Source organism: Roseococcus sp. SYP-B2431 (assembly GCF_004336745.1).
Lineage (GTDB): Bacteria > Pseudomonadota > Alphaproteobacteria > Acetobacterales > Acetobacteraceae > Roseococcus.
Genome location: NZ_SJXD01000011.1, coordinates 1,097,513 through 1,119,698, shown reverse-complemented (window position 1 = coordinate 1,119,698; position 22,186 = coordinate 1,097,513). Strand labels below are relative to the sequence as shown.

Sequence of the window (22,186 nt, the reverse complement as noted above, 5' to 3'; positions counted from 1 at the left end):
CTCAATGTCATTACCCCGCGATGATGTTCTCCTGAAACCACCGCCGCCACTCGTTGGTCTTCTCGGCGCGCAGGCGGTGGTCGATGATGAGCGCCTGCGTCCGCCACTGCTCGGGCGTGGTGAAGACCCCGGGCAGCGCGGCGACGGCCGGGTCCAACCGCGCGTTGCTGACCGTCGGGCTGCCCTTCTTGTCGGCGGCGATGGCGGCCTGCACGGTGGGATCAAGGCAGGTGTTGATGAAGCGATAGGCGAGCTCCTGCCGCCGGCTGCCCTTCATGATGGCGACGGTGTCCACACCCAGCACCGCGCCCTCCTTGGGGATGGCGAGGCGGATGTTGATGCCCTCGTTCACCATGTGATGCGCGTTCATCGAGAGAATGACCTGCACCGGCGTCTCGCCGCTGCCGATGAGCTGCTGGCTGTTGGCGTCGTTCGTGTAGAAGGCCTTGAAGCTGGGCTTCAGGCGTCGCAGCCGGGCCTGGCCGCGCTCCCAGGTCAAGGCGTCGCCGCCTTCCAGGATCGCGGAGGCCACGATGATGTGGCTCGGGTCGAAATCGGGCGCGGCGAGCTTGCCGGCCATCCACGGCTCCCAGAGATCGGCCCAGGAGGTGAAGCTCCGGCCCGGCATCAGGTCCGGCCGGTAGCCGATCGTGTAGACATAGGCCCAGCTGCCGATGTGGAAGGGGCTGATCTTCGCCTGCTCCACGAGGTTCGCGGCATTGGGCACCTTCGAGAGGTCCAGCGTCTCGTAGAGGTTGTCGTTGGCGTAGAGCCAGCCGAAATGCGAGGTGGTGAAGGTCAGGTCCGCCTCGGGCTGCGCGCGGGAGAGGCGGGCGCGGTTGAGGCGATCGACCGTGCCGCCGGTCTGGAATTCGACGGTCGCGCCGGTCTCGCGGGTGAACTTCTCCGCCACCTGCTTCTGCACCATGTCGCGCCAGGAACCGCCCCAGATCGACACGGCGAGGCGGTTGGCCTGGGCGTTGGCGATATGCGGGGCGGCCAGCAGCCCCGCGCCCAGAAGCGCCGAGTGGCGCCGCGTCATCCGAACCATGGTCAGCCTCCTTGTTGTCTTTTTTGTGAAGCAAACGCCGTGCCGGTCTTGCGGGGGCTTCGCCCCCTCGAACTTCCCGGCAAGAACCTCAGGTTCCGGCATCTCCGTCAAGCAAAAGAGTCCCGCGCAGGAAGCCCTCCCGCCTCAGGCGCGGTCGGCGGGAATCTCCGCGATGATGTCGATCTCCATCATGTATTCCGGCTTCGCGAGGCCGTTGACGATGATCCCCGTGCTCACCGGGAAGACGCCCTTGAGCCATTGGCCGACGACACGATAGACCGGCTCGCGATAGGCACGGTCGGTGATGTAGATCACGATCTTGCAGACATCGGCGAGCTCGGCGCCCGCTTCCTTCAGCAGGATCTCGGCGCATTTCATGGCGTTCTCGGTCTGGGCGGCGGCATCGCCGATGCCGACGATCTTGCCGTCCAGGTCCATCGCCGTCTGGCCGCGCAGATAGACGGTGTTGCCGGCGCGCACGGCCATGCAGACGTCGTTGTCGAGGCTCTGCTCGGGATAGGCATCCTTCGTGTTGAAGGGCCGGATGCGGGTGTGCGTGGGCATCAGTGGGTGCTTTCCGTCTTGCCGAGGATACGATCCGAAAGGCCGGCGCTGTTGCGCACGAAGTCGAGCGGCCCCTCGAAGTCGAAGGATTTGTACACGGCGGCCAGGTGGTTGAAATGCGGAGCCTGCGCGAATTGCACGAAGGCGAGGCGATGGCCTGCGTAATCGCTGTTCAGCAGGTCGCGGGCGAAGGCAAGCAGCTTGCGCCGGTCCTCGGCGTCCCATTCCTTGTTCAGCGTGTAGAACTTCTCGAGCCAGGAGCCCGCGCCGCCCTGGAACTGCGCGACGTCCGGCGTCACGCAGATCTGGCCGCCGATCAGCTCGCGCGCGGCGTGCATCATCACGGGCAGCTGGCTGCAGGCGAGCACGCGGCCGGCATAGAGGATGGACTGGTTCGGCATGAGCAGGCCGGCGGGAGACTTCTCCGCCAGCGCGATGGAGGCGACCAAGTGGGCGCGGATGCCCTCGCGGTAGCAGACCAGCTCGGCCAGCTTCTCCTGCACGGCCTGGAGCTTTTCGAGGCCCGTCTGCCGCGCGTTCCACATCGCCGCGCCGATCATCATGTCGGCGGTGAAGAGCACCCGCAGCACATAGGGGAAGGCGCTGTAGCGGTGCAGCGTGGCGCGCACCTGCTGGGCCGCGACGGTGTGGCGATAGAAGAACACGTCCTCCCAGGGGATGAGCACGTCGTCCAGCACCATCAGCGCCTCGACCTCGTCGAAGCGGGAGGCCAGCGGGCTGTCCTCCGGACGGCCGCGCGTGGCGAAGGGCATGCGGCAGATGTGCTTCACGCCCGGCGTGCCCATCTTCACGATGCAGCCGACAGCGTGGATGCTCTCCTTCTCATTCGTCCAGGCGCCGACGGTGGGCTTGAGATAGGCCTGGTCGGCATAGGCCGAGGCCGTCTCGAACTTGGCGCCCCGGACGACGATGCCGGCATCCGTCTCCTTCACGACGCGGATCATCATATCCGGGTCGCGCTCCTCCACCGGCCGCGAGCGGTCGCCCTTGGGGTCGGTGTTGGCGGAGACGTGGAACAGGTCGAGGTCCTTCACGCGCCGGATGTGGTTGTCGATATTGGCGGCGAAGCGGGGGTCGATCTGCGCCAGCAAGTCGCGCCCGTCCTGCAGCGACCACATCTCGCCGACCGTCTCGTCGCCGAGGCGGGTGGCGACGCCGCCGATGTCCTTCATCAGCAGGTCGATGCTGGCCCATTTGCGGTGCCAGTGCTCCTGCGTCGTCGGCGGCTGCTGGAAGACGGAGTTGCGCTCGCCGCCCTCCTCGTAGGTGAGCGCCTCCTGATGGGCGGGCTCGTGGGCGAGGTCGTACATGCGGGCCTTCACGTCCACGATGGGCTTGAAGGCGGGGTGGGAGGCGACGTCCTTGACGCGCTCCCCGTCGATCCAGACCTCGCGGCCGTCTTGAATGCCCTCGCGGTACTGGTTGCCGGTACGAATCATGCAGAACTCCTTTGGCACGATCTTGCGCAAGGAGCCTCCATCGGAGAAATACGGATTTCCGGGCTTTTGCATAGGACGATCCGATCCAGCTCGCCAATCTCTCGCTGCGCTCGCTGCGCTACCTCGTGGCGGTGGCCGATGCCTCCTCCGTGACCGGGGCGGCCCGGCGGATGCATGTGTCGCAACCCTCGGTCTCCGAGGCCGTGGCGGCGCTGGAGGCCGAGCTCGGCCTGGCCCTGCTCCTCCGCCACCATGCGCGCGGCGTGACCCTGACGCCGGCCGGCGCCCGCGTCGTGGCCGAGGCGCGACTGCTGCTACGCCATGCGGAGGACTTTCTGCACGCCTCGGTCTCGCTGGGGCAGGAGGCGGCCGGCGAGGTGGCCATGGGCTGCTTCCTCACCCTGGCGCCGCGCTACCTGCCGGCCCTGCTGGCCGGGCTGGGCCGCGACGCGCCGGGGCTTTCGGTGCGGGTGGAGGAGGGCGACCATGACGAGATGCTGGCCGGGCTGACCGCCGGCCGCACCGAGGTCGCCCTGACCTATGATTTCGGCATGTTCGAGGGGCAGGAGGTCACGCGCGTGGCGGAGCTCGCCCCGGTGGCCGTGCTGCCGGCGAAGCACCGGCTAGCCCGGGCGGCGCGCGTGACGCTGTCGCAGCTGGCAGCCGAGCCCTTCCTCCTCCTCGACCTGCCCCATTCGCGCGACTATTTCCTCGGCATGTTCCGGGCCCAGGGGCTGACGCCGGAGATCGCCTTCCGCTCCCGCAACCAGGAATTGCTGCGGGGCCTCGTCGGCAACGGCCTCGGCTGGACTATCCAGAACGTCCAGCCGGAAAGCCCCTATGCCATCGACGGCAGTCGCATCACGTCCTTGCCGCTGGAGACCGGCCTGCCGCCGGTGCGGGTCGTGCTGGCGGCGCTGCCCGGGCCCGCGAGCCGTCCCGCTGTGCGGGCGGTGGCGCGATACATCCGCGAGGCGTTTCAGCGCGGCGGCATGTTCGATCCGCGGCGGTAGCGGCTCAGTACCCCCGCGCCGGATCCACCTGATGCAGCGGCGCCTCGCCGCGCAGCACGCGCCGGATGCTCTCCGCCACATCCGGCGCCGCCCCTTCCGGCACGGTGATGCTGGCGATATGCGGCGTGATGCGGACGTTCTCCATGCCCCAGAAAGGGTGGGACGCGGGCAGGGGCTCCTCGTCGAAGACGTCGAGCGTGGCCTCGGCGATCCGGCCATCGCGGAGTGCGGCGATCAGCGCCTCCGCCACCACCAGACCGCTCCGGCCGACATTGATGAGGTTCGCGCCGGGCTTCATGGAGGAGAGTGCCGCCGCATCGATCACGCCCGTCGTGTCCGGCGTCAGAGGCAGCATCAGCACCATCGTGTCGGCATCGCGCAGCGCCTGGGCGAAACCATCGGCGCCCCAGAGGCAGCGCACGCCGGGGATGTTCTTCGCGCTGCGCGCCCAGCCCGTCACGTCATAGCCCATGCCGGCAAGTGCAGCCGCGGCGGCGCCGCCCAGCTCGCCCAGCCCCATCACGGAGACGCGGTGCGAGGAGAGCGCGCGCGGGTGGATGTATTCCCACCCGCGCTTGAGCCGATTGCGCTCCATCAGGTGGAAGTCGCGCGCGTAATGCGTCACCGCATGCGTCACGTAGGACGCCATGAGCTGTACCATGCCCGTATCGTTCAGCCGGCTGAGGGGCAGGGCCGGGAGGTCCTCGCGCCGCACGAGGCTGTCCACGCCGGCGCCGAGGTTGATCACCAGCTTCAGGTCGCGATAGGGCGCGAAGAAGCCCGCCGGCGGCTTCCAGACCAGCGCGGCCACCACGCCGGTGGGGTCGCCGCCGCGCCGGAAGTCGAGCTCGGGGAGCTGGGCCTTCAGCGCGGCCTCCCAGGCATCGGCATCGTCGAAGTCGCTATGGAAGACGAGGGCCGTCATCGGCGGGTTCTTTCCATGATCTGGCCCTGCATGGCCTCGATCGCGATCTCGTAGCCCAGCGCCCCGAGCCCGCAGATGGAGCCGGTCGCGGCCTTGGAGGTGTAGGTCTTGTTCCGGAAGGGCTCGCGGCGGTGGATGTTGGACATATGCACCTCGATGACGGGCCCGTCGAAGGTCAGGAGCGCGTCCATGATAGCGATCGAGGTGTAGGAGAGGCCGGCCGCGTTGATGATGAGGCCGTCCGCCTGGCCGCGCGCCTGCTGGATCCAGGTGATGATCTCGCCCTCGTCCTGGCTCTGGCGGAAGTCGAGCTCGACGCCGAGGGAGCCGGCCTTGGCGTGGCAGCGCGCCGCGATGTCCGGGAAGGTCTCGCGCCCATAGGTGCCCGACGGCTCGAGCCCGTAGAGATTGGCGTTCGGCCCGTTGATGAAGAGGAACTTCACAGCGCGTCCTTCATGAAGCGGCCGCCCTGCATGATGGCCGCGAGATGCTCGCCTTGCCCGGTCAGCAGCGCGAGGTCGTCGAGCGGATCGCCGTCCACCACCAGCAGGTCGGCGAAGGCGCCGGGAGCGACGCAGCCGATGCGCCCCTCCTGCCGCAGCAGCATGGCGGCATGGCTGGTCGCGCTGCGCAGGATCTCGGCCGCTGGCAGGACCTCGCGGCGGATCACGAACTCCTCCGACTGCCGGCGGTGCATTGGCCCGAGCAGGTCGGTCCCGAAGGCCATGCGCAGCCCGGCCCGGCGCATGCGGTCCAACGATTCCAGCCCGGCCAGCCGCACGTCGTCGATCTTGGCGACCGATTCAGGCCCGAGGCCCAGCGAGGCGCCCTCCTCCTTCAGCGCCTGATAGGTGACGAGGGTGGGGCAGGCGATGCAGCCGGCCGCCGCGGCCTCGCGCGCCGTGGCCTCGGTTATGAGGTTGCAATGCTCCAGGCTGCGGATGCCCGCACGCACGGCACGGCCGATCGCCTCGTCCGTGTAGAGATGCGCAGCGACATAGGTCTGCGCCATCGCGGCCTCCTCGACCGCCGCGCGCAGCTCGGCATCGGAATAGCCGAGGAAGGCGATGGGGTCCGAGGGCGAGGCCACGCCGCCATTCGCCATCAGCTTGATGTAGTCGGCGCCGCCCTTGATCTCCTCGCGGCAGGCGCGGCGCACGGCGTCCACGCCATCGGCCACGCGGCCCATCGAGCCGAGGCGCGTCTCGAAGAAGGCGAAGTCGCGCATGTCGGCGCGGGCGCGGAAATCCGCATGGCCGCCCGTCTGCGAGAGCGCCTTGCCGCAGAGCCAGACGCGCGGCCCCTCGATCAGCCCCTCCTCCCAGGCCAGCCGCAGCCCGAGCGTGGCGCCGCCGAGGTCGCGCACGGTGGTGAAGCCGCGCATCAGCATCTCGCGCATGAGCTTGCCGGCGCGGAAGGCGACGACCGCATCGGGCAGCAGCGCATTGGCCTGGAGGTTCACCGTCGAGGCGATAAGATGGACGTGGCAGTCCACCAGCCCCGGCATCAGCACCCGCCCGCCGAGGTCGATGCGCCGTGCCGAGGAACTCGTGATGGACGGGCCGACCTCGCGGATCGTCTCGCCCTCGACGAGGACGGACATGCCGGGCGCTGCCGCATCGGCGAAACCGTCCCAGAGCCGGGCGTTCTCGAAGAGAATCATGACGGTGCTCCCATTCGCCGCCCACTCAAGACGTTCCGGAATCCCTTGTGAAGACCGAACTGGACATCGGGCCCTGCGCTTCGCCATCCTGCTGCCAATTCATGCAGGGAGAAAAATCATGTGGTTCCCCCAAGCCCGGCGCGCCTCGCGCGCGGGGCTGATCGCGATCGCACTGGCCTCCGCCGCCATGCCGGTGAAGGCCACGACCTTCACCTGGGCCACGGCCAACGACATCCTCGGTCTCGACCCGCACGCGAACAATCACGGCGTCACCAACGCCATGAAGAGCAACATCTACGAGCCGCTGGTGCGCCGGGAGCCCGACGGCTCGCTGGCGCCCGCGCTGGCGGAGCGCTGGGAGATGCCGAGCCCGACCGTCTGGCGCTTTCACCTCCGGCGCAACGTCCGCTTCCATGGCGGCGAGCCCTTCACCGCGGCGGACGTGGTCCACAGCCTCGAGCGCGTGCGGCAGAACGACATGGCCTATACGGTGCAGTCGGTGACCGGCGCGCGGGTGATCGACGACCACACCGTCGAGATCGAGACGCGCGGCCCGAACCCCATCCTGCTGCAGGACCTCACGCTCTTCTTCATCATGAGCAAGAGCTGGGTCGAGGCCAACAACGCCTTCGCCGTGGCCCGCGCCGGCCAGCCGGGCGCCACCAGCACCTTCGTGCAGCTCAACACGAACGGCACCGGCCCCTTCCGGATGGTGGAGCGCCTGGCGGACGAGCGCACGGTCCTCGTGCCCAACCCCGCCTATCGCCAGGACTACAACACCGGCATCACCCGCGCCGTCTTCCGTCCCGTCTCCAGCGCGCCGACGCGCGTGGCGGCGCTGCTCTCGCGCGAGCTGGACCTGATGTACCACGTGCCGCTGCAGGACATCCCGCGCGTGCAGAATGCGCCCGGCATCCGGCTCATGCAGGGCCCGACGGCGCGGACCATCTACCTCGCCATGGACGTGACCCGGCCCGAGCTCATCGACCAGCCCGGCACGCCCAATCCGATGCGCGACGTGCGCGTGCGCCGGGCAATGTACCAGGCGATCGACATGGAGACGATCCGCCGCGTCGTGCTGCGCAACTCCACCACCGCCTCGGGCCTGCCGATCGCGCCGGCCGTCTCGGGCTTCGACGCCGCCTCCAACGAGCGGCTGCCCTTCGACCCCGACGCCGCGCGCCGCCTGCTGGCCGAGGCGGGGGCGACCAACTTCCGCATCGCGCTCGGCTGCTCCAACAACCGCTACGTGAATGACGAGGCGATCTGCCAGTCCATCGTCGCCATGCTCCAGCGCGTGGGCATCCAGGCGAGGCTCGACGCCGTGCCCTTCGGCCGATTCCTGCAGCGCGGGGCCAACAAGGAGTACCAGTTCTGGATGCTGGGCTGGACGCCAGGCAATTTCGACATCACCAACCCCGGCCGCGAGCTGCTGGGCGAGGGCTCGTTCAACTGGGGCAATTTCTCCGACCCGCAGATGGCGCAGCTCCTCGAGCAGATCGGCGTGGAGACGGACCAGGCCAAGCGCCAAGAGCTGGCCCGCGCCTACTGGACCCGCTTCCGCCAGTTGCTGCCCATGATCCCGCTTCACCAGGAGCCGCAGATGTTCGGCGTGCGCGACACCGTCGCGGACTTCCAGATGCGGGTGAACGAGGATCTAGAGCTGCGCGGCGTGCGGATGCGGGCGGCGCGATAGGGCCGTTCAATCGGGTCCCAAGGGCCTCTCCGCCTTTGGTGAGGGAGGTTTGGGAGGGGCAAGCCCCTCCCGAGGCTCAATGCACCAGCTTCATCTCGGGGATGGATTCGCTGGCGATCCAGAAGCGGCCGATGCTGTCGGCATGGGCCGTCAGCGCGGCGGCATCGGCCTCCGCCTGCGGCCGCGGCTCCAGGTCGAAATGGCCGTACCGGTTCTCGCCGCGCACCAGCGTGGCCGAGAGCCGCGTCGGCCCCACATGCTTCACCCGCGCCGGGATATAGCTGATCCCGAGCCCGATGCGGTCGTGGCTCGACCGGTTGGGCGCCGAGGCGTGCAGCACCAGCGTGTCATGCAGCGAGAACTGGCCTGGCTTGAGCGGGATCGGCACGGCCGCGCGCTCCTCGATGTCCACAGCCACGCTCTGCCCGCGCGAGAGCATCACCCGCGGATCCTTGCGGTCCGCATGCGGCAGCTGCCCGTGCTTGTGCGAGCCCGGCAGGATGGTGACGCAGCCGCTTTCCTCCGTGCTCGGCGTCAGCGCGATCCAGGCCGTGACGTGCTCATGCGGGGCCAAGCCGAAATAGGTCGCGTCCTGGTGCCAAGGCACGAAGCCCTCGGTCCCGGCCGCCTTCCACCAGAGGGTGGTGTGGAAGATGAGGATATCCGGACCGATCACATCCTCCACCGCGTCGAGGATGGCCGGGTGCCGCACGAGATCGGCCGCCCAGGGGAAGAGGAGGTAGGGCTTCACCCGCGTGGAGGGCTGACGGATGCCCGTGTCCGAGACCGGGCGCTCCGCCTCGGCGCAGCAGCGCAGCACGTCCTGGTGCCAGGCCTCGGCCTGTTCGGGCGAGCACGCCCGGAGGGGCGTCACATAGCCGTCGCGCCGGTAGCGCGCGACGGCCATCTCATCGAGGGCCTTGCCCATGCGGCATCTCCTTGCGGCGGCTGTAGCGTGGCGCAGGGTGGCGGCCCGGCGCAAGGCCGGGGCGGGGGAACGCCGGCTAAGCCTCCCCGGCGAATTGCAGCGCCGCCAGGCGTGCATAGAGTCCATCCCGCGCCACCAGCTCCTCGTGGCGCCCCTGCGCCGTGATGCGCCCGCCCTCCAGCACGATGATCCGGTCCGCGCGCCGCACGGTGGCCAGCCGGTGCGCGATCACCAGCGTGGTGCGGCCCTGCGAGAGATGGGCCAGCGCCTGCTGCACGGCCTGCTCGGATTCCGCGTCGAGCGCGCTGGTGGCCTCGTCCAGCAGCAGCACGGGCGGGTCGCGCAGGATGGCGCGCGCGATGGCCACGCGCTGCCGCTGGCCGCCCGACAGCATCACGCCGCGCGCGCCGAGGGGGCTGGCATAGCCCTGCGGCAGGGCGGCAATGAAGTCGTGCGCGGCGGCGGCGCGGGCCGCGGCCTCGACCTCGGCGTCCGTGGCGTCGGGGCGGCCGTAGCGGATGTTCTCCGCGGCGCTGGCGCTGAAGATCGTGGCCTCCTGCGGCACGAGGCCCAGGCGCTGGCGCAACTCGGTGGGATCGAGCGTGCGGATGTCCACGCCGTCCATGGTCACCCGGCCGGCATGGGGATCGTAGAAGCGCAGGAGCAGTTGCAGGACCGTGGTCTTGCCGCCGCCCGAGGGCCCGACGAGGGCCACGGTCTCGCCCGGCTCCACGCGCAGGGAGAAGCGGTCGAGCGCCGCGGCGTCCGGCCGCGTGGGGTAGCGAAAGGTGACGTCCTCGAAGGCGAAGCGGCCCTGCGGCGGCATGGGCAGCAGGGCAGGGTGCGCCGGCGCGGTGATGGAGGGCCGGGTCTCGATCACCTCCACGAGCCGGTCGGCGGCCGCGGCGGCGCGCTGGATCTCGCCCCAGAGCTCGCTCATCACCGCGCCGTTATTGGCCAGCAGCACGGCGTAGAAGACGAAGGCGGAGAGTTCGCCGGCGGACATGCGGCCGGTGATGACGTCGTGCCCGCCGATCCAGAGGCTCAGCGTGATGGCGCCGAAGCCGAGCAGCACGACGCTGAGGATCAGCACGGCGCGCGAGGTCACGCGGCGCAGCGAGGCGCGGACGGACTCCTCCACCTGCTCGGAATAGCGTCGGCGCTCGCTTGGCTCGTGGGTGAAGGCCTGCACCACGCGCAGCCCGTTCAGCGTCTCCTCGGCGGTGGCGGCGAGGTCGGCCACGCGCTCCTGAGCGGCGCGCGAGAGGCGGCGCTCCCGCCGGCCGAACAGGACGAGCGGCACCACCACGACGGGCACGACGATCACCACGACCCCCGCGAGCTTGGGGCTCGTCATGACGAGCATGGCCAGCGCGCCGATGGCGGTCAGCCCCGCGCGCAGCCCCATCGAGATGGCTGAGCCGATGAGCGACTGCAGCAGCCCGACATCGGCCGTCATGCGGCTCAGGATGTCGCCCGTGCGGGCGGTCTCGAAATAGGCGGGCGAGAGGCTCAGCACATGGTCGTAGACGGTCCGGCGCAGGTCGGCGCCGACGCGCTCGCCTAGCCAGGAGACGAGGTAGAAGCGGGTCGAGGAGGTGACCGCCAGCGCCGCGACGATGAGGAACATGAGCAGCGCGGAGCGGTCCAGCCCCTGGGGGCTGGCCTCGGCGAAGCCGACATCGACCAGCTGCCGCACGCCCTGGCCGATCAGCAGCAGCAGCCCGGCGGCGAGCAGCAGGGCGGCAGCCGCGCCGATCGCGCGGCCGACATAGGGCCTCAGATAGGGAAGGATCAGCCGCAGCGACGCGATGTTGCGGCTGCGCGCGGCGGGGAGTTCGGCCATGCCCGCTCATCCTGCCATGGATGATCGCGGCGTGCATGGCGAAAGCGTGAAGGCTCCGCGATGTCTCAGCGCGCGTAGCGCGAGACGGCCAGGTCCGCCGTCTCGATGTCCGGCGCGGCTCCGGAGACGAGGTCGGCCAGCACGCGGCCCGAGCCGCAGGCCATCGTCCAGCCCAGCGTGCCGTGGCCGGTGTTGAGGAAGAGGTTCGCGTAATTCGTGGGCCCGATGATCGGCGTGCCGTCCGGCGTCATGGGACGCAGGCCCGACCAGAAGCTGGCGCGCGGAATGTCGCCGCCCTCGGGGAAGAGGTCGCCCACCGAGAATTCCAGCGTGTCGCGACGGGCCTGGTGGAGATGGATGTCGTAGCCCGATAGCTCCGCCGTGCCGCCCACGCGGATGCGGTCGCCGAGGCGCGTGATCGCGACCTTGTAGGTCTCGTCCATGACGGTGGAGACGGGCGCGGCCTCGGGATCGGTGATGGGCACCGTGATGGAATAGCCCTTCACCGGATAGACCGGGATCCGGATGCCGAGCGGCTTCACGAGCCCGGCGGAGAAGCTGCCGGTCGCGACGACGTAGCGGTCAGCCTTCAGCGTGCCCTGGTCGGTTTCCACGCCTGCGATCCGGCCGCCCTCGGCCAGGAGGCGCCGGAGGGTCACGCCCTGGCGGAAGGCGACGCCCGCCGCGGCGGCGAGCTTCGCGAGCTCCTGCGTGAAGATGAAGGCGTCCCCCGTCTCGTCGCCGGGCAGGCGCAGCCCGCCCAGATACTTGCCCGGGACGCGCGCCAGGGCGGGCTCGGCGCGGACGCAGCCGGCGGGATCCAGCACCTCATAAGGAACGCCCTCCTTGTCGAGGACGGCCGTGTCGGCGCCCATGAGGTCGAGCTGCTTCTGGGTACGGAAGAGCTGCAGCGTGCCTTGCATGCGCTGGTCGTACTGGATGCCGGTCTCGGCCCGCAGCTCGCGCAGCATGTCGCGGCTGTACTCGGCGACACGCACCATCCGGCGCTTGTTGGTCTCGTAAGCGGCCTCGGTGCAGTTGCCGAGCATGCGGAGGACCCAGGACCAGAAGGCCGGATCGAGCTGCGGCCGGATCACGAGGGGGCTGTGCTTCATCAGCAGCCACTTCATCGCCTTCGCGGGGATGCCCGGGGCCGCCCAGGGCGCCGAATAGCCGGGCGAGACCTGGCCGGCATTGGCGAAGCTGGTCTCCATCCCCGGGGCGGGCTGGCGGTCGACGACGACCACCTCATGACCCGCCTTCGCTAGGTACCATGCGCTGGTCACGCCAACCACGCCGCTGCCCAGGACGACGATGCGCATCGAGACACTCCGGAAGGGTAAGCGCCAGGGTAGGGCAGGGCCGCCGCGCATTTGCGTGCATATCCCGCCCAGATCGGTGATAATCCCCAGCATCTTGCACGATCCTGCGAGGAAACCGCAGAATATGCAGATGCACGCGCTCGACGAGATTGACCTGACCATGCTGCGCCACCTTCGCCAGGACGCGCGGATCACCAACGCCGCCCTCGCCGAGGCGGTGGGCCTCTCGCCTTCCGCCTGCCTGCGCCGGCTGCGGCTGATGGAGCGCGGCGGCACCATCCGCGGCTATACCGTGGTGCTGGAGGAGCCGTCCGAGCCCGGCCAGGTCACCGTCATCGTGCAGATCACGCTCGACCGGCAGACCGACCAGCACCTCCGCCGCTTCGAGGCCGCCGTGCGCCGCTGCCCCGAGGTACGGCAATGCTTCCTCATGACCGGCGTCGCCGACTACCTGCTGCGCGTGGAGGCGCGCGACGCGGCCGATTACGAGCGCATCCACAAGGAGCAGCTGAGCCGGATGCCGGGCGTGGCCCGCATCCAGTCGAGCTTCGCGATCCGCACGGTGATCCGCGGCTAGCGCGCCGCAACCCGTCGGCGACCCGTCCGTTTTCGCTGGCATCCGTGACCTTCGCAGGTGCAGCATCCGCCATGCCCGACGCGACGCCCCCGCCTTCGCTCCTGGACGACCTCCTGGCCCGGCTGCGCGCCGCGCGGCTGGCCTCGGCCCAGGATCCTTTCGGCGACCCGGTGCTGCTCCTGGCCCTGGCCATCAGCCGCCGGCTCGACGACGGCTCGCTCGACATGGACGGGCTGGAAGGGCTGGTTCAGTACCTCTCGGACGATGCCGCGGCGGGCCGCGCCAAGCGGCTCGCCGCCTATCTCGGCCATGTCCCGGGCACCCCGCCCGCCGCCGCGCTGGAGGCCGTCGCGGCGCGGCTGGTGCGGCCCGACCCGCTCGACAGCCCTGTCCCCTTTGCGACCTTCAAGTCCTCGGTGGAGCGCACGTGCTTCGCTGCCGTCTTCACGGCCCACCCGACCTTCTCGCTGCCCGCCGGGACCGGCGCGAAGCTCGCCGACGCCGCGACCACCGGAGAGGCGCCGCCGCGCGGCCTCGCGCACCGCCCGGCTCCCGTGGATCTGCGGGAGGAATTCGCCCAGGCCAATGCCGCCATCCTGCGCGGCCGCGACGCGCTGGACCAGCTGGCCGAGGCGCTGTTCGGCGCGGCCCGGGCCGTCTGGCCGGATCGGTGGCACACGGTGACGCCGCGCCCGGTCGTGCTGACCTCCTGGGTCGGCTACGATACCGACGGCCGCACCGACATCGGCTGGTGGGACACGCTGAAGCTGCGCCTCGACATGAAGCGCCATCAGCTCCAGCGACTGTCCGGCCAACTGGAGCCGCTGGGCGAGGCGGCCGCGGCGCTCCGCGCGCGGATCGCGACGGCGCTGGAGGCCGTAGGCCGCCAGGCCGCGGCGGTGCCCGTGAAGCCGGATCCAGAATCGGTTCAGAAGCTCGCGGGCGAGATGGTGCTGCACCGCGAGGCGGCCATGACCGGCCTCTCGGCGCTGATGCCGCTCTTCGACGCGGCGCTGGCCGCCGCACCGGACGACGCCGCGCGGATGCAGCTCGCCGTCATCAAAGCGGGCTTCGCCGCGCACGGGCTCTCGCTCGCGCACACGCATTTCCGGCTGAACTCGGCGCAGCTGCACAATGCGCTGCGCCAGCGGCTGGAGATCACCACCTCGCCGGACGACCTCTCCCTGCGCCGCGGCCTGCTCGGGCAGATCAACGCGGCGCTGGCGGGCGTGGAGACCCAGACCGTGGATTTCGGCGGCCTCTTCGCCGAGCAGGCCTCGGCCGCGAAGCTCATGATGAGCATCGCGCAGATCGTGAAGCATGTGGACGGCTCCATCCCCATTCGCTTCCTGATCGCCGAGACCGAGACGGGCTACACGCTGCTCGCCGCGCTCTGGCTCGCGAAGCATTTCGGCGTGGACCGCCACGTCGAGATCTCGCCGCTCTTCGAGACCGCGACGGCGCTGGAGCGCGGCGAGCGCGTGCTGGACGAGGCGCTGCGCAGCCCGCATTTCCGCGACTACCTGCGCCAGCATGGAAGGCTGTGCCTGCAGTTCGGCTATTCCGACAGCGGCCGCTACGTGGGCCAGCTCGCCGCCTCCTATCTCGTGGAACGGCTGAAGCTGCGGCTCGCGGAACTGCTGAAGAAGCACGGCATGGCCGATCTCGAGCTCGTGCTCTTCGATACCCATGGCGAGAGCATTGGCCGCGGCGCCCATCCGAAGAGCCTGACCGACCGGCTCGACTACCTCTTCCCGCCCCAGGCCCGCTACGCCCTGGCCAAGGCCGGCTTCGCGGTGCGCGAGGAATCCAGCTTCCAGGGCGGCGACGGCTACATGCTCTTCGGCACCGAGGCCCTGGCGCAGTCGACCATCGCCCGCATCGCCGAGCACGCCTTCCAGCGCCCGAAGGACACCGAGGACCCCATCTACGCGGAGGCCGACTACGGCGCCGATTTCTTTGCGACCGTCCGGCGCGAATTCGGCGAGCTGGTCGAGGATCCCGGCTATGCGGCGCTGCTTGGCGGCTTCGGGCCGGGCCTGCTGGAGAAGACGGGCTCGCGCCCTTCCGCGCGCCAGTCGGACATGGGCGGGCCGCTGCGCATCACCCATCCCTCGCAGCTCCGCGCCATTCCGAACAACGCCATCCTGCACCAGGTGGGATGGCTGGCGAACTCGCTGCACGGGCTCGGCCGTGCGGCCGCGGCCAACCCCGAGCTCTTCGCGGAATTGCGGGAGAGGTCGCCGCGCTTCGCCCGCGCGCTGGCCATGGCGGCCCGGGCCGCCGAATGCTCCGACATGGGCGTGGTGCGGGCGGTGATCGGCACGCTCGATCCCGGCACCTGGCTGGACCGCGCCGCCGCCACGGCGCGCCCGGGCCGGCAGGAGCTGCTTCTGTCCGTCGCGGCGCCGCTGGATGCCGTGGGCTTGCAGGCGCCGCTCTGGCGGATGTTCCGGCGCCTCCAGGCCGACCACCTCGCGCTTCGCGCCGCCTGGCCGGAGCTGCCCACCATGCCGGAGCGGCTGGTGCTGTTGCACGCGCTGCGCCTCTCGCTGATCCACCGGCTCTGGCTGCTGGCGGTCTCCGTGCCCGAGTTCAGCCCGCGCCACGGCGCCACGCCGGAGACGGTGATCCGCCGCATCTTCGCCCTCGATGTCGAGCCGGCGCTGGAGCTGCTGCGCCAGGTCTTCCCAGCCGCGCCCGACCCCGTCGCCGGCCTCGACTTCCACGAGCCCGCGGGGCGCGACAGCCGCACAAGCTACGCCCGCGAGCATGCCGAGATCTTCGAGCCCATGCGGCGGCTCTTCGCCCTGGTTCGCGGGTGCTCGGCGGCGGTCAGCCAGGAGGTGGGCGCCTTCGGCTGAGCGGGCTAAGCTCGCCGCCATGGAAACGCCGACGAGCCTCTTCGCCGAGATGCCGGCCGCGCTGCGCCGCCGCGTCGTGACCGACTGGTCCCGCGCCAACAAGCGCGGCGAGCCGGTCGATTGCTTCCTCGAAGGCCCCTGCTTCGACGCCCAGGGACGGCTCCACGTCACTGACATCCCGCATGGCCGCATCTTCCGGCTCGATGAGCCCGGCGAATGGGCGCTCGTCGCAGAATATGACGGCGAGCCCAACGGCCTCGCGCTGCACCCCGACGGCCGGCGCATGTTCATCGCCGACTACAAGCAGGGCATCCTGTCCCTCGACCTCGCCAGCGGCGCCGTCACGCCCGCGCTGGGCCGCCGCAACAGCGAGCGCTTCAAGGGCCCGAACGACCTCGTCTTCGCCCGCAACGGCGATCTCTACTTCACCGACCAAGGCCAGACGGGCCTGCAGGACCCCACGGGGCGCGTCTATCGCTGGCGCGCGGACGGCCGGCTGGACATGCTCATCTCCAACGGGCCGAGCCCGAACGGCCTCGCGCTCTCGGCCGACGAGGAAGTGCTCTTCGTCGCCATGACGCGCGACAACTCGGTCTGGCGCGTGCCGCTGCTGCCCGACGGCAGCGCGGCGAAGGTCGGGCGCTTCGCCAGCTTCCACGGCACCAGCGGGCCGGACGGCATGGCGATCGACGGGCAGGGAAGGCTGATGGTCTGCCACGCCTCGCTCGGCTGCGTCTTCGTGCTCAGCCACCAGGGCGAGGTGGTGGGGCGGCTGAAATCCTGCCGCGGCGCGACGGTCACCAATGTCGCGCTTCGCGGCGGGCGGGCCTTCATCACCGAATCCTCCACCGGCGCCGTGATGCTGGCGGACTGGCCAGGCTGAGGCGGGGCGAGGCCCCGCCGGTCAGCCGCGCCGGGCCGCCTCGATCGCGGCGACGTCGATCTTCCCCATGCCCATCATCGCCTCGAAGGCGCGCCGGGCCTCCTCGCCGCCGGCCGCCAGGGCCTCGGTCAGCGTGCGCGGCGTGATCTGCCAGGAGACGCCCCACCTGTCCTTGCACCATCCGCAGGCGCTCTCCTGGCCACCATGGCCGACGATGGCGTTCCAGTAGCGGTCGGTCTCCTCCTGATCCTCGGTGGCGATCTGGAAGGAGAAGGCCTCGCTCTGGCTGAAGGCGGGGCCGCCATTGAGGCCAAGGCAGGGGATTCCGGCCACCGTGAACTCGACCGTCAGCACGTCGCCCTTCTTACCGGAGGGGTAGTCGCTGGGCGCGCGGTGCAGGGCGCCCACCGCGCTGTCGGGGAAGGTCTTGGCGTAGAAGCGGGCCGCCGCCTCGGCGTCCTTTTCGTACCAGAGGCAGATCGTGTTCTTGGTCATGCGGGATCCTTTCGACCGTCGATGATCCGCGCGCTCAGTTCGTCGTGGCGCCGAGCGGGTCGAGACCCGCCCGCCGGATCACCTCATGCGCGGCCGCGGAGGCGAAGAAGCGGATCAGCGCATCGGCCGATTGCGGCTGCTCCGAGCGGGTCGCGATGCCTGCGGAGAAGGTCGTCACGCGCTGGATCGGCGCGGGCAGCGGGCCCACGATCTCGATGCCCGGGATGGGCAGCAACTCGCTCACCTGCTGGAAGCCCAGCTCGATCTCGCCGCGCGCGACGACGGCCCCCACGCGCTCGCTGAGGATGCGCCGCGTCCTGGGCAGGATCTGCTCGGCGATGCCCAGGCGCTGCAGCAGCTCGGTCGCGAAATAGACGCCGCTGGCGCTGGCCGAGTAGCCGATGCTCCGGGCGTTCAGCATGGCCTCGCGGAACTCCTCCACCGTGCCGATCCGCGGATGCGGCGCGCCGGCGCGGACGGCCATGGCGATGCGCGACTCCACGAGATCCACCTCGCTGCCGGCGCGCACTTGGCCGGCGCGGACCAGCGCGTCCAGCGCCGAGCGGGCGAGGATGACCACATCGGCCGGCTCGCCGCGCGCGAGCCGCTGCGGGATCGCGTCAGGGGCATTGCCCATGGAGGCGCCGTAGGCGGATTCGAGCCTGTGCCCCGTCGCGGCTTCGAAGGCGGGGCCGAGGATGCGGTAGGGCGCCGTGAAGGCGCCGGAGGTCATCACATGGAGCGTCGTGCCGGCGGCCCGGGCGCGGGACGCGGCGAGGAGGAGGCCGGTGGAGAGCAGGAATCGGCGGCGAAGCATCATGTCCTCCATCGTTGCGCCGAGGGGGCTTCGTCCCCTTCAAGCTGCCGCATCAGGGAGCGCCTTCCCTGCACCCTCGTGGTCGAAATCAACCGTCGATCCGGATATTGGCCCGCTGGATCGCCTCGCGGAAGGCCGCGCGCTGCCGGCTGGCATATTGCGCCATCGCCGCCGAACCATGGTGCTGCGGCTCCAGGCCCGCGGTGGCCATGCGCTGCCGCATCTCGGGCTCCCGCATCGCGCTGCCGATCGCCGCATCGAGGAGCTGGACGACCGGGGCGGGCATGTTCGCGGGTCCCATCAGCCCGATCCAGGCGCCCGCGTCGAAATCCTCGCAGCCCGGCAGGCGGGCGAGCGGCGGAATGTTCGGCGCGAGCTCGGAACCGTTCTTGAGCGAGATGCCGAGCGCCCGGAGCGTGCCGGTGCGGATGAGCGGCCCTGTCCCCGCCAGGGTCTCGACCGAGAAATTCACATGCCCGCCGGCGACGGCCGTCAGCGCGGGGCCGCTGCCCGCGAAGGGCACATGCACCACGTCGAGGCCGGCCAGCGCGTGGAACCACGCGGCGATGACATGCGCCGTCGCCCCCGTCCCCGAGGAGGAGAAGCTGTACTTGCCGGGATTGGCGCGGACCAGCGCCACGAACTCCGCCGCGTTCTGCGCGGGGAAGTTGGGCGGCACCACGAGCACGTAGGACGAGAGGCCGGTGATGCCGAGCCAGGTGAAGTCCTTCTCGCTGTCATAGGGCGTGCGCTGCACGAGCGGCGCGGTCACGATCGGGCCGGTGGAGCCGGCGAGCAGCGTATAGCCGTCGGGCGCGGCCTTCGCGGCGAGGTCGGTGCCGATCATGCCGCCGGCGCCGGCGCGGTTTTCGGCTACGAAGGGCTGGCCCATCGTCTCGGAGAGGCGCTGCATGACGATGCGCGCGGCGAGGTCGGTGGCCTGGCCCGGCGGCCAGGGGATCACCACGCGGACCGGGCGCTGCGGATAGGCCGGCGCCTGCGCGAGGGCCGGCGCGGCGGACAGGGCGAAGGGGGCGGCCAGCAGGCCTCGGCGTTGGAACATGTTTCTCTTCCCGATTTTCTGTCAGATGGCCAGGATTGTGACCCTGCACCTTGCGGGGGAGATTGCGGGATCGCCGGGCTTTCGCCAACCGGCAAAGTTGCAAAGGACCCGCCATGCTCGCATCCCTCGAGACCATCGCCCTGGAAACCCCCACGCCGCATGTATTGGTCGCCCGTCTCAACCGGCCCGAGGTCGCGAATGCGCTGAACACGCAGATGGGGCGCGACCTGCTGGCGCTCTGGACCGGGCTTGCGGCCGAGCCGGGCGACGTCCGCTGCGTGGTCTTCACCGGCACGGGCGAGCGTGTCTTCTGCGCCGGCGGCGATCTCAAGGAGCGCAACGGCATGACCGACGCGCAATGGGTGGCCCAGCATGAGATCTTCGAGCGTGCTTTTCTCGCGCTGCTGGACTGCCCGATCCCGGTGATCGCGGCGGTGAACGGCGCGGCCTATGCGGGCGGGCTGGAGATGGTGCTGTCCTCGGACTTCGCCTATGCGGCGGACACGGCGCGCTTCGCGCTGACCGAGGTGACGATCGGCATCATGCCCGGCGCTGGCGGCACGCAGACTCTGCCGCGCATCGTCGGCGAGCGCCGCGCGAAGGAGATCATCCTGACCGGCACGCCCTTCACCGCGCGGCAGGCGCTGGACTGGGGCATCGTGAACGCGCTCTATCCGGCGGAGGAGCTGCTGCCGGCCGCGCTGGCGACGGCGGAGCGCATCGCGGCCAATGCGCCGATCTCGGTACGGCAGGCCAAGCGCAGCATCCATCACGGGCTGCAGATGGACCTTCGCAGCGGCCTGCGCTTCGAGATCGAGGCCTACAACCGGATGGTGCCGACCGAGGACCGCGTGGAAGGCATCCGCAGCTTCAACGAGAAGCGGAAGCCGGTGTTCAAGGGACGCTAACGTCCGATCGCCGAGGGCGAAGCCCGCAGGCGTGAATCGGCCGTCAGCCCTGCGCGCCCAGCCAGGCCACGTAATCTGCCACGCCCTGCTCCAGCGGCGTCGGCGGGTAGGGGTAGCCGGCCTGCCGGAGCTTCGCCATCGGCGCCTCGGTGAAATACTGGTACTTGCCGCGCAGATCGTCGGGCATGGGCATGAACTCGATGCGCTCGGGCAGGCCCAGCGCGGCGTAGACGGCCTTGGTCAGGTCCAGGAAGCTGCGCGCCTGGCCGCTGCCGCAGTTGAACAGGCCGGAGACGCGCGGATTGTCCAGCAGCCACAGCATCACGCGGACGCAATCGCCGACGCTCACGAAGTCGCGCGACTGCATGCCGTCGGCGATGCCGTCGCGGTCGGAGGCGAAGAGGCGAGCGGGCTGGCCGGAGACGATTTCGCGGAACTTGTGCAGGGCGACGCTCGCCATGCGGCCCTTGTGGCCCTCGCGCGGGCCATAGACGTTGAAGAACTTGAGCCCCGCCCATTGCGGCGGCCTCGGCCGGCCGAGCTGGATCAGCTGCGCCACCCGGCGGTCGAATAGGTGCTTGGACCAGCCGTAGAGGTTGAGCGGCCGCAGGCGGGCGAGGCCCTCGGGCGTCTCCTCGTCCTCGAAGCCCTCGTCGCCGCTGCCATAGGTGGCCGCCGAGGAGGCGTAGAGGAAGGGCACGCCCTGGGCGGTGCACCAGTCCCACAGCTTCAGCGAGAGGGTGAAGTTGGTGTTGGCCACGAGGTCGCCGTCGCGGACCGTGGTGGCGCTGACGGCGCCCAGATGCACGACCGCCGCGGGCCGCAGCGCCAGCGCCGCATCCACCGCGGCGGGCGGCAGCAGGCCGGCCAGCACCGCCTCGGAGAGGTTACGCCACTTCTCCTCGTTGCCCAGCTCGTCCAGCACCACCACCTCCTCGCCACGGGCGGTGAGAGCTGCGACAAGGTTCGAGCCGATGAATCCGGCTCCGCCGGTGACGAGGATCATGCCCGCCGGTTATATCGGCCTGGGCCGGGCAGCAAGGAGCGATGAATGTTCAAGGATGGCAGGCAGCGGCTGGACGACCTCGCGGGAATGGCCGGCGGCGCCTTTTCCCTGCTGAGCGGGCTGCGCGCGGAGATGGAGGCGATGGCCAAGGCCCAGGTGGAGGCCATGGTCCGCAAGCTGGATCTGGCTCGCACCGAGGATCTCGAGGCGGCCATGGAGGTCGCGCGCCGGGCACGGGCCCATGCGGACGCGCTGGAGATCCGCCTCGCGGCGCTGGAGGCCGAGGTCGCGGCGCTGAAGGGCGGGGAGCCCGCGCCGCAGGAGCCCTCGGCGGGCTGAGGGCCGAGGCCCTTCGGCCCCGGAGGCTCAGGCCAGGTCCGCGGCGATATGGGCCCGCGCCGCCTGCTCCCAGCCGAGGCGGCGGGCGGTCTCCGTGCGGAACAGCCACGGATGGTCCGCCAGGCGCTCGAGGAAGGCCCGCCGGCCGGAGGCGAAGGCGCTGTCGGGCACATGCGCGTATTCCCGCCGGATGAGGGCGGTGTTCGCGGCATGGGCCGTCGCGGCGAGGGGCTCCAGGTCCAGATCGAGGAACCAGGCGCCGGGGGGATCCGTGGCCGGATCCACCGCCGCGCCGTCTCCGAGGTGATCGGCCGTGGCCACGATCACCCCCGCAATACGCCCCGCGCGGGCCGGCCGGATGCCGAGTTCCGCCGCATCCTCCAGGAAAGCGGCCGCCGACAGGTATTCGTTGCGGCGCGCCGGCGCGTCGGGGCGATAGACGATGTCGTGATAGGCGGCCAGGAGGGCCACGTCCTCGTCCCAGTCCCGCGCTCCATAGTCGCCGTGCAGCCGCCAGATGCGGCCCAGGTGCCAGCGGGCGTGGTAGTGCCGCCAGCTCTCGGCCATGGCCGCACCGACCCTTCCGGCGGCCTGCGCCGGCAGGGCCGAGAGCAGCCGGGCATAGCCTTCCTCGTCGGCCTCCCGCAGCGCCTGCGCGTCATTCACGATCGCCGTCCTCCCCGAGGTGATGCGTCCCTCCTATACAGGCCGGATCCAGGATGCGGGCTTCCGCCTCACGCGGGACTGTCCAGCCTTTATGGGCCGT

21 protein-coding genes are annotated in these 22,186 nt (G+C 70.5%); 7 read left to right on the top strand and 14 right to left on the bottom strand.

Annotated elements, in window-relative coordinates; genetic code table 11:
* Positions 1–10: 10 nt before the first annotated feature.
* From EJV46_RS06640 to EJV46_RS06630, 3 genes are all read right to left on the bottom strand, one after another.
* Positions 11–1,051: an ABC transporter substrate-binding protein gene (locus EJV46_RS06640; protein WP_206020723.1), complete on the bottom strand. Its 1,041-nt coding sequence runs from the start codon at positions 1,049–1,051 to the stop codon at positions 11–13.
* 144 nt (positions 1,052–1,195) lie between these two features.
* Entirely contained in the window at positions 1,196–1,615 is a 420-nt protein-coding gene (locus EJV46_RS06635; RefSeq protein ID WP_131547761.1) for a RidA family protein, read from the bottom strand.
* A complete protein-coding gene (locus tag EJV46_RS06630) occupies positions 1,615–3,075 on the bottom strand; it encodes a 4-hydroxyphenylacetate 3-hydroxylase family protein (protein ID WP_131547760.1) in 1,461 nt (486 codons plus the stop codon). The genes EJV46_RS06635 and EJV46_RS06630 overlap by 1 nt, the downstream gene beginning before the upstream one ends.
* A gap of 83 nt (positions 3,076–3,158) precedes the next feature.
* Between EJV46_RS06630 and EJV46_RS06625 the strand changes: the two genes are divergently transcribed.
* The gene (locus EJV46_RS06625) at positions 3,159–4,088 is read left to right on the top strand and encodes a LysR substrate-binding domain-containing protein (protein WP_370323071.1); all 930 of its coding nucleotides are present in this window, start codon (positions 3,159–3,161) and stop codon (positions 4,086–4,088) included.
* 4 nt (positions 4,089–4,092) lie between these two features.
* Here the strand turns inward: EJV46_RS06625 and EJV46_RS06620 are convergent, their stop codons facing one another.
* From EJV46_RS06620 to EJV46_RS06610, 3 genes are read right to left on the bottom strand one after another with little or no spacing between them, the layout of a single operon-like run.
* On the bottom strand, positions 4,093–5,013 hold the full coding sequence (locus EJV46_RS06620; protein ID WP_131547759.1) for a glyoxylate/hydroxypyruvate reductase A: 921 nt from the start codon (positions 5,011–5,013) through the stop codon (positions 4,093–4,095).
* Positions 5,010–5,456, bottom strand: a complete 447-nt coding sequence (locus EJV46_RS06615) for a type II 3-dehydroquinate dehydratase (RefSeq protein ID WP_131547758.1) — start codon at positions 5,454–5,456, stop codon at positions 5,010–5,012. The genes EJV46_RS06620 and EJV46_RS06615 overlap by 4 nt, the downstream gene beginning before the upstream one ends.
* A complete protein-coding gene (locus EJV46_RS06610; RefSeq protein ID WP_131547757.1) occupies positions 5,453–6,676 on the bottom strand; it encodes an amidohydrolase family protein in 1,224 nt (407 codons plus the stop codon). The genes EJV46_RS06615 and EJV46_RS06610 overlap by 4 nt, the downstream gene beginning before the upstream one ends.
* Positions 6,677–6,794: 118 nt before the next feature.
* Between EJV46_RS06610 and EJV46_RS06605 the strand changes: the two genes are divergently transcribed.
* Entirely contained in the window at positions 6,795–8,372 is a 1,578-nt protein-coding gene (locus EJV46_RS06605; RefSeq protein WP_165585374.1) for an ABC transporter substrate-binding protein, read from the top strand.
* Positions 8,373–8,448: 76 nt separating this feature from the next.
* On the opposite strand, the gene EJV46_RS06600 is transcribed toward EJV46_RS06605, so the two are convergent.
* From EJV46_RS06600 to EJV46_RS06590, 3 genes are all read right to left on the bottom strand, one after another.
* Entirely contained in the window at positions 8,449–9,300 is an 852-nt protein-coding gene (locus EJV46_RS06600) for a phytanoyl-CoA dioxygenase family protein (RefSeq protein ID WP_165585373.1), read from the bottom strand.
* A gap of 76 nt (positions 9,301–9,376) precedes the next feature.
* Positions 9,377–11,146, bottom strand: coding sequence for an ABC transporter transmembrane domain-containing protein (locus tag EJV46_RS06595; RefSeq protein WP_131547754.1), 1,770 nt, complete (start codon positions 11,144–11,146; stop codon positions 9,377–9,379).
* Between the two features lie 65 nt (positions 11,147–11,211).
* Complete coding sequence (locus tag EJV46_RS06590; protein WP_131547753.1) at positions 11,212–12,468, bottom strand: D-amino acid dehydrogenase; 1,257 nt, start codon at positions 12,466–12,468, stop codon at positions 11,212–11,214.
* A gap of 130 nt (positions 12,469–12,598) precedes the next feature.
* On the opposite strand from EJV46_RS06590, the gene EJV46_RS06585 reads away from it, so the two are divergent.
* The 3 genes from EJV46_RS06585 to EJV46_RS06575 all read left to right on the top strand — a co-directional run bounded on the left by EJV46_RS06585 (position 12,599) and on the right by EJV46_RS06575 (position 16,792).
* The gene (locus EJV46_RS06585) at positions 12,599–13,045 is read left to right on the top strand and encodes an Lrp/AsnC family transcriptional regulator (RefSeq protein ID WP_131548063.1); all 447 of its coding nucleotides are present in this window, start codon (positions 12,599–12,601) and stop codon (positions 13,043–13,045) included.
* A gap of 71 nt (positions 13,046–13,116) precedes the next feature.
* Positions 13,117–15,909 (top strand): phosphoenolpyruvate carboxylase, encoded by a 2,793-nt coding sequence (locus EJV46_RS06580; protein ID WP_131547752.1) that lies wholly within the window; start codon positions 13,117–13,119, stop codon positions 15,907–15,909.
* Between the two features lie 19 nt (positions 15,910–15,928).
* Positions 15,929–16,792, top strand: a complete 864-nt coding sequence (locus tag EJV46_RS06575) for an SMP-30/gluconolactonase/LRE family protein (RefSeq protein ID WP_131547751.1) — start codon at positions 15,929–15,931, stop codon at positions 16,790–16,792.
* A gap of 21 nt (positions 16,793–16,813) precedes the next feature.
* Here the strand turns inward: EJV46_RS06575 and EJV46_RS06570 are convergent, their stop codons facing one another.
* The 3 genes from EJV46_RS06570 to EJV46_RS06560 all read right to left on the bottom strand — a co-directional run bounded on the left by EJV46_RS06570 (position 16,814) and on the right by EJV46_RS06560 (position 19,167).
* On the bottom strand, positions 16,814–17,287 hold the full coding sequence (locus tag EJV46_RS06570) for a VOC family protein (RefSeq protein ID WP_131547750.1): 474 nt from the start codon (positions 17,285–17,287) through the stop codon (positions 16,814–16,816).
* Between the two features lie 34 nt (positions 17,288–17,321).
* Positions 17,322–18,104: a substrate-binding domain-containing protein gene (locus EJV46_RS06565; RefSeq protein ID WP_206020721.1), complete on the bottom strand. Its 783-nt coding sequence runs from the start codon at positions 18,102–18,104 to the stop codon at positions 17,322–17,324.
* A gap of 88 nt (positions 18,105–18,192) precedes the next feature.
* Complete coding sequence (locus tag EJV46_RS06560) at positions 18,193–19,167, bottom strand: tripartite tricarboxylate transporter substrate binding protein (protein ID WP_131547748.1); 975 nt, start codon at positions 19,165–19,167, stop codon at positions 18,193–18,195.
* Between the two features lie 113 nt (positions 19,168–19,280).
* Here EJV46_RS06560 and EJV46_RS06555 point away from each other — a divergent pair, with 113 nt between their 5' ends.
* Positions 19,281–20,075, top strand: a complete 795-nt coding sequence (locus tag EJV46_RS06555) for an enoyl-CoA hydratase-related protein (RefSeq protein ID WP_131547747.1) — start codon at positions 19,281–19,283, stop codon at positions 20,073–20,075.
* A 43-nt stretch (positions 20,076–20,118) separates the two neighbouring features.
* Here EJV46_RS06555 and rfaD read toward each other — a convergent pair whose 3' ends face one another.
* A complete protein-coding gene (gene rfaD, locus EJV46_RS06550) occupies positions 20,119–21,081 on the bottom strand; it encodes an ADP-glyceromanno-heptose 6-epimerase (RefSeq protein ID WP_131547746.1) in 963 nt (320 codons plus the stop codon).
* 45 nt (positions 21,082–21,126) lie between these two features.
* On the opposite strand from rfaD, the gene EJV46_RS06545 reads away from it, so the two are divergent.
* Positions 21,127–21,420 (top strand): accessory factor UbiK family protein, encoded by a 294-nt coding sequence (locus EJV46_RS06545; protein ID WP_131547745.1) that lies wholly within the window; start codon positions 21,127–21,129, stop codon positions 21,418–21,420.
* A 27-nt stretch (positions 21,421–21,447) separates the two neighbouring features.
* On the opposite strand, the gene EJV46_RS06540 is transcribed toward EJV46_RS06545, so the two are convergent.
* Entirely contained in the window at positions 21,448–22,086 is a 639-nt protein-coding gene (locus tag EJV46_RS06540; protein ID WP_131547744.1) for a hypothetical protein, read from the bottom strand.
* Between the last annotated feature and the right edge of the window lie 100 nt (positions 22,087–22,186).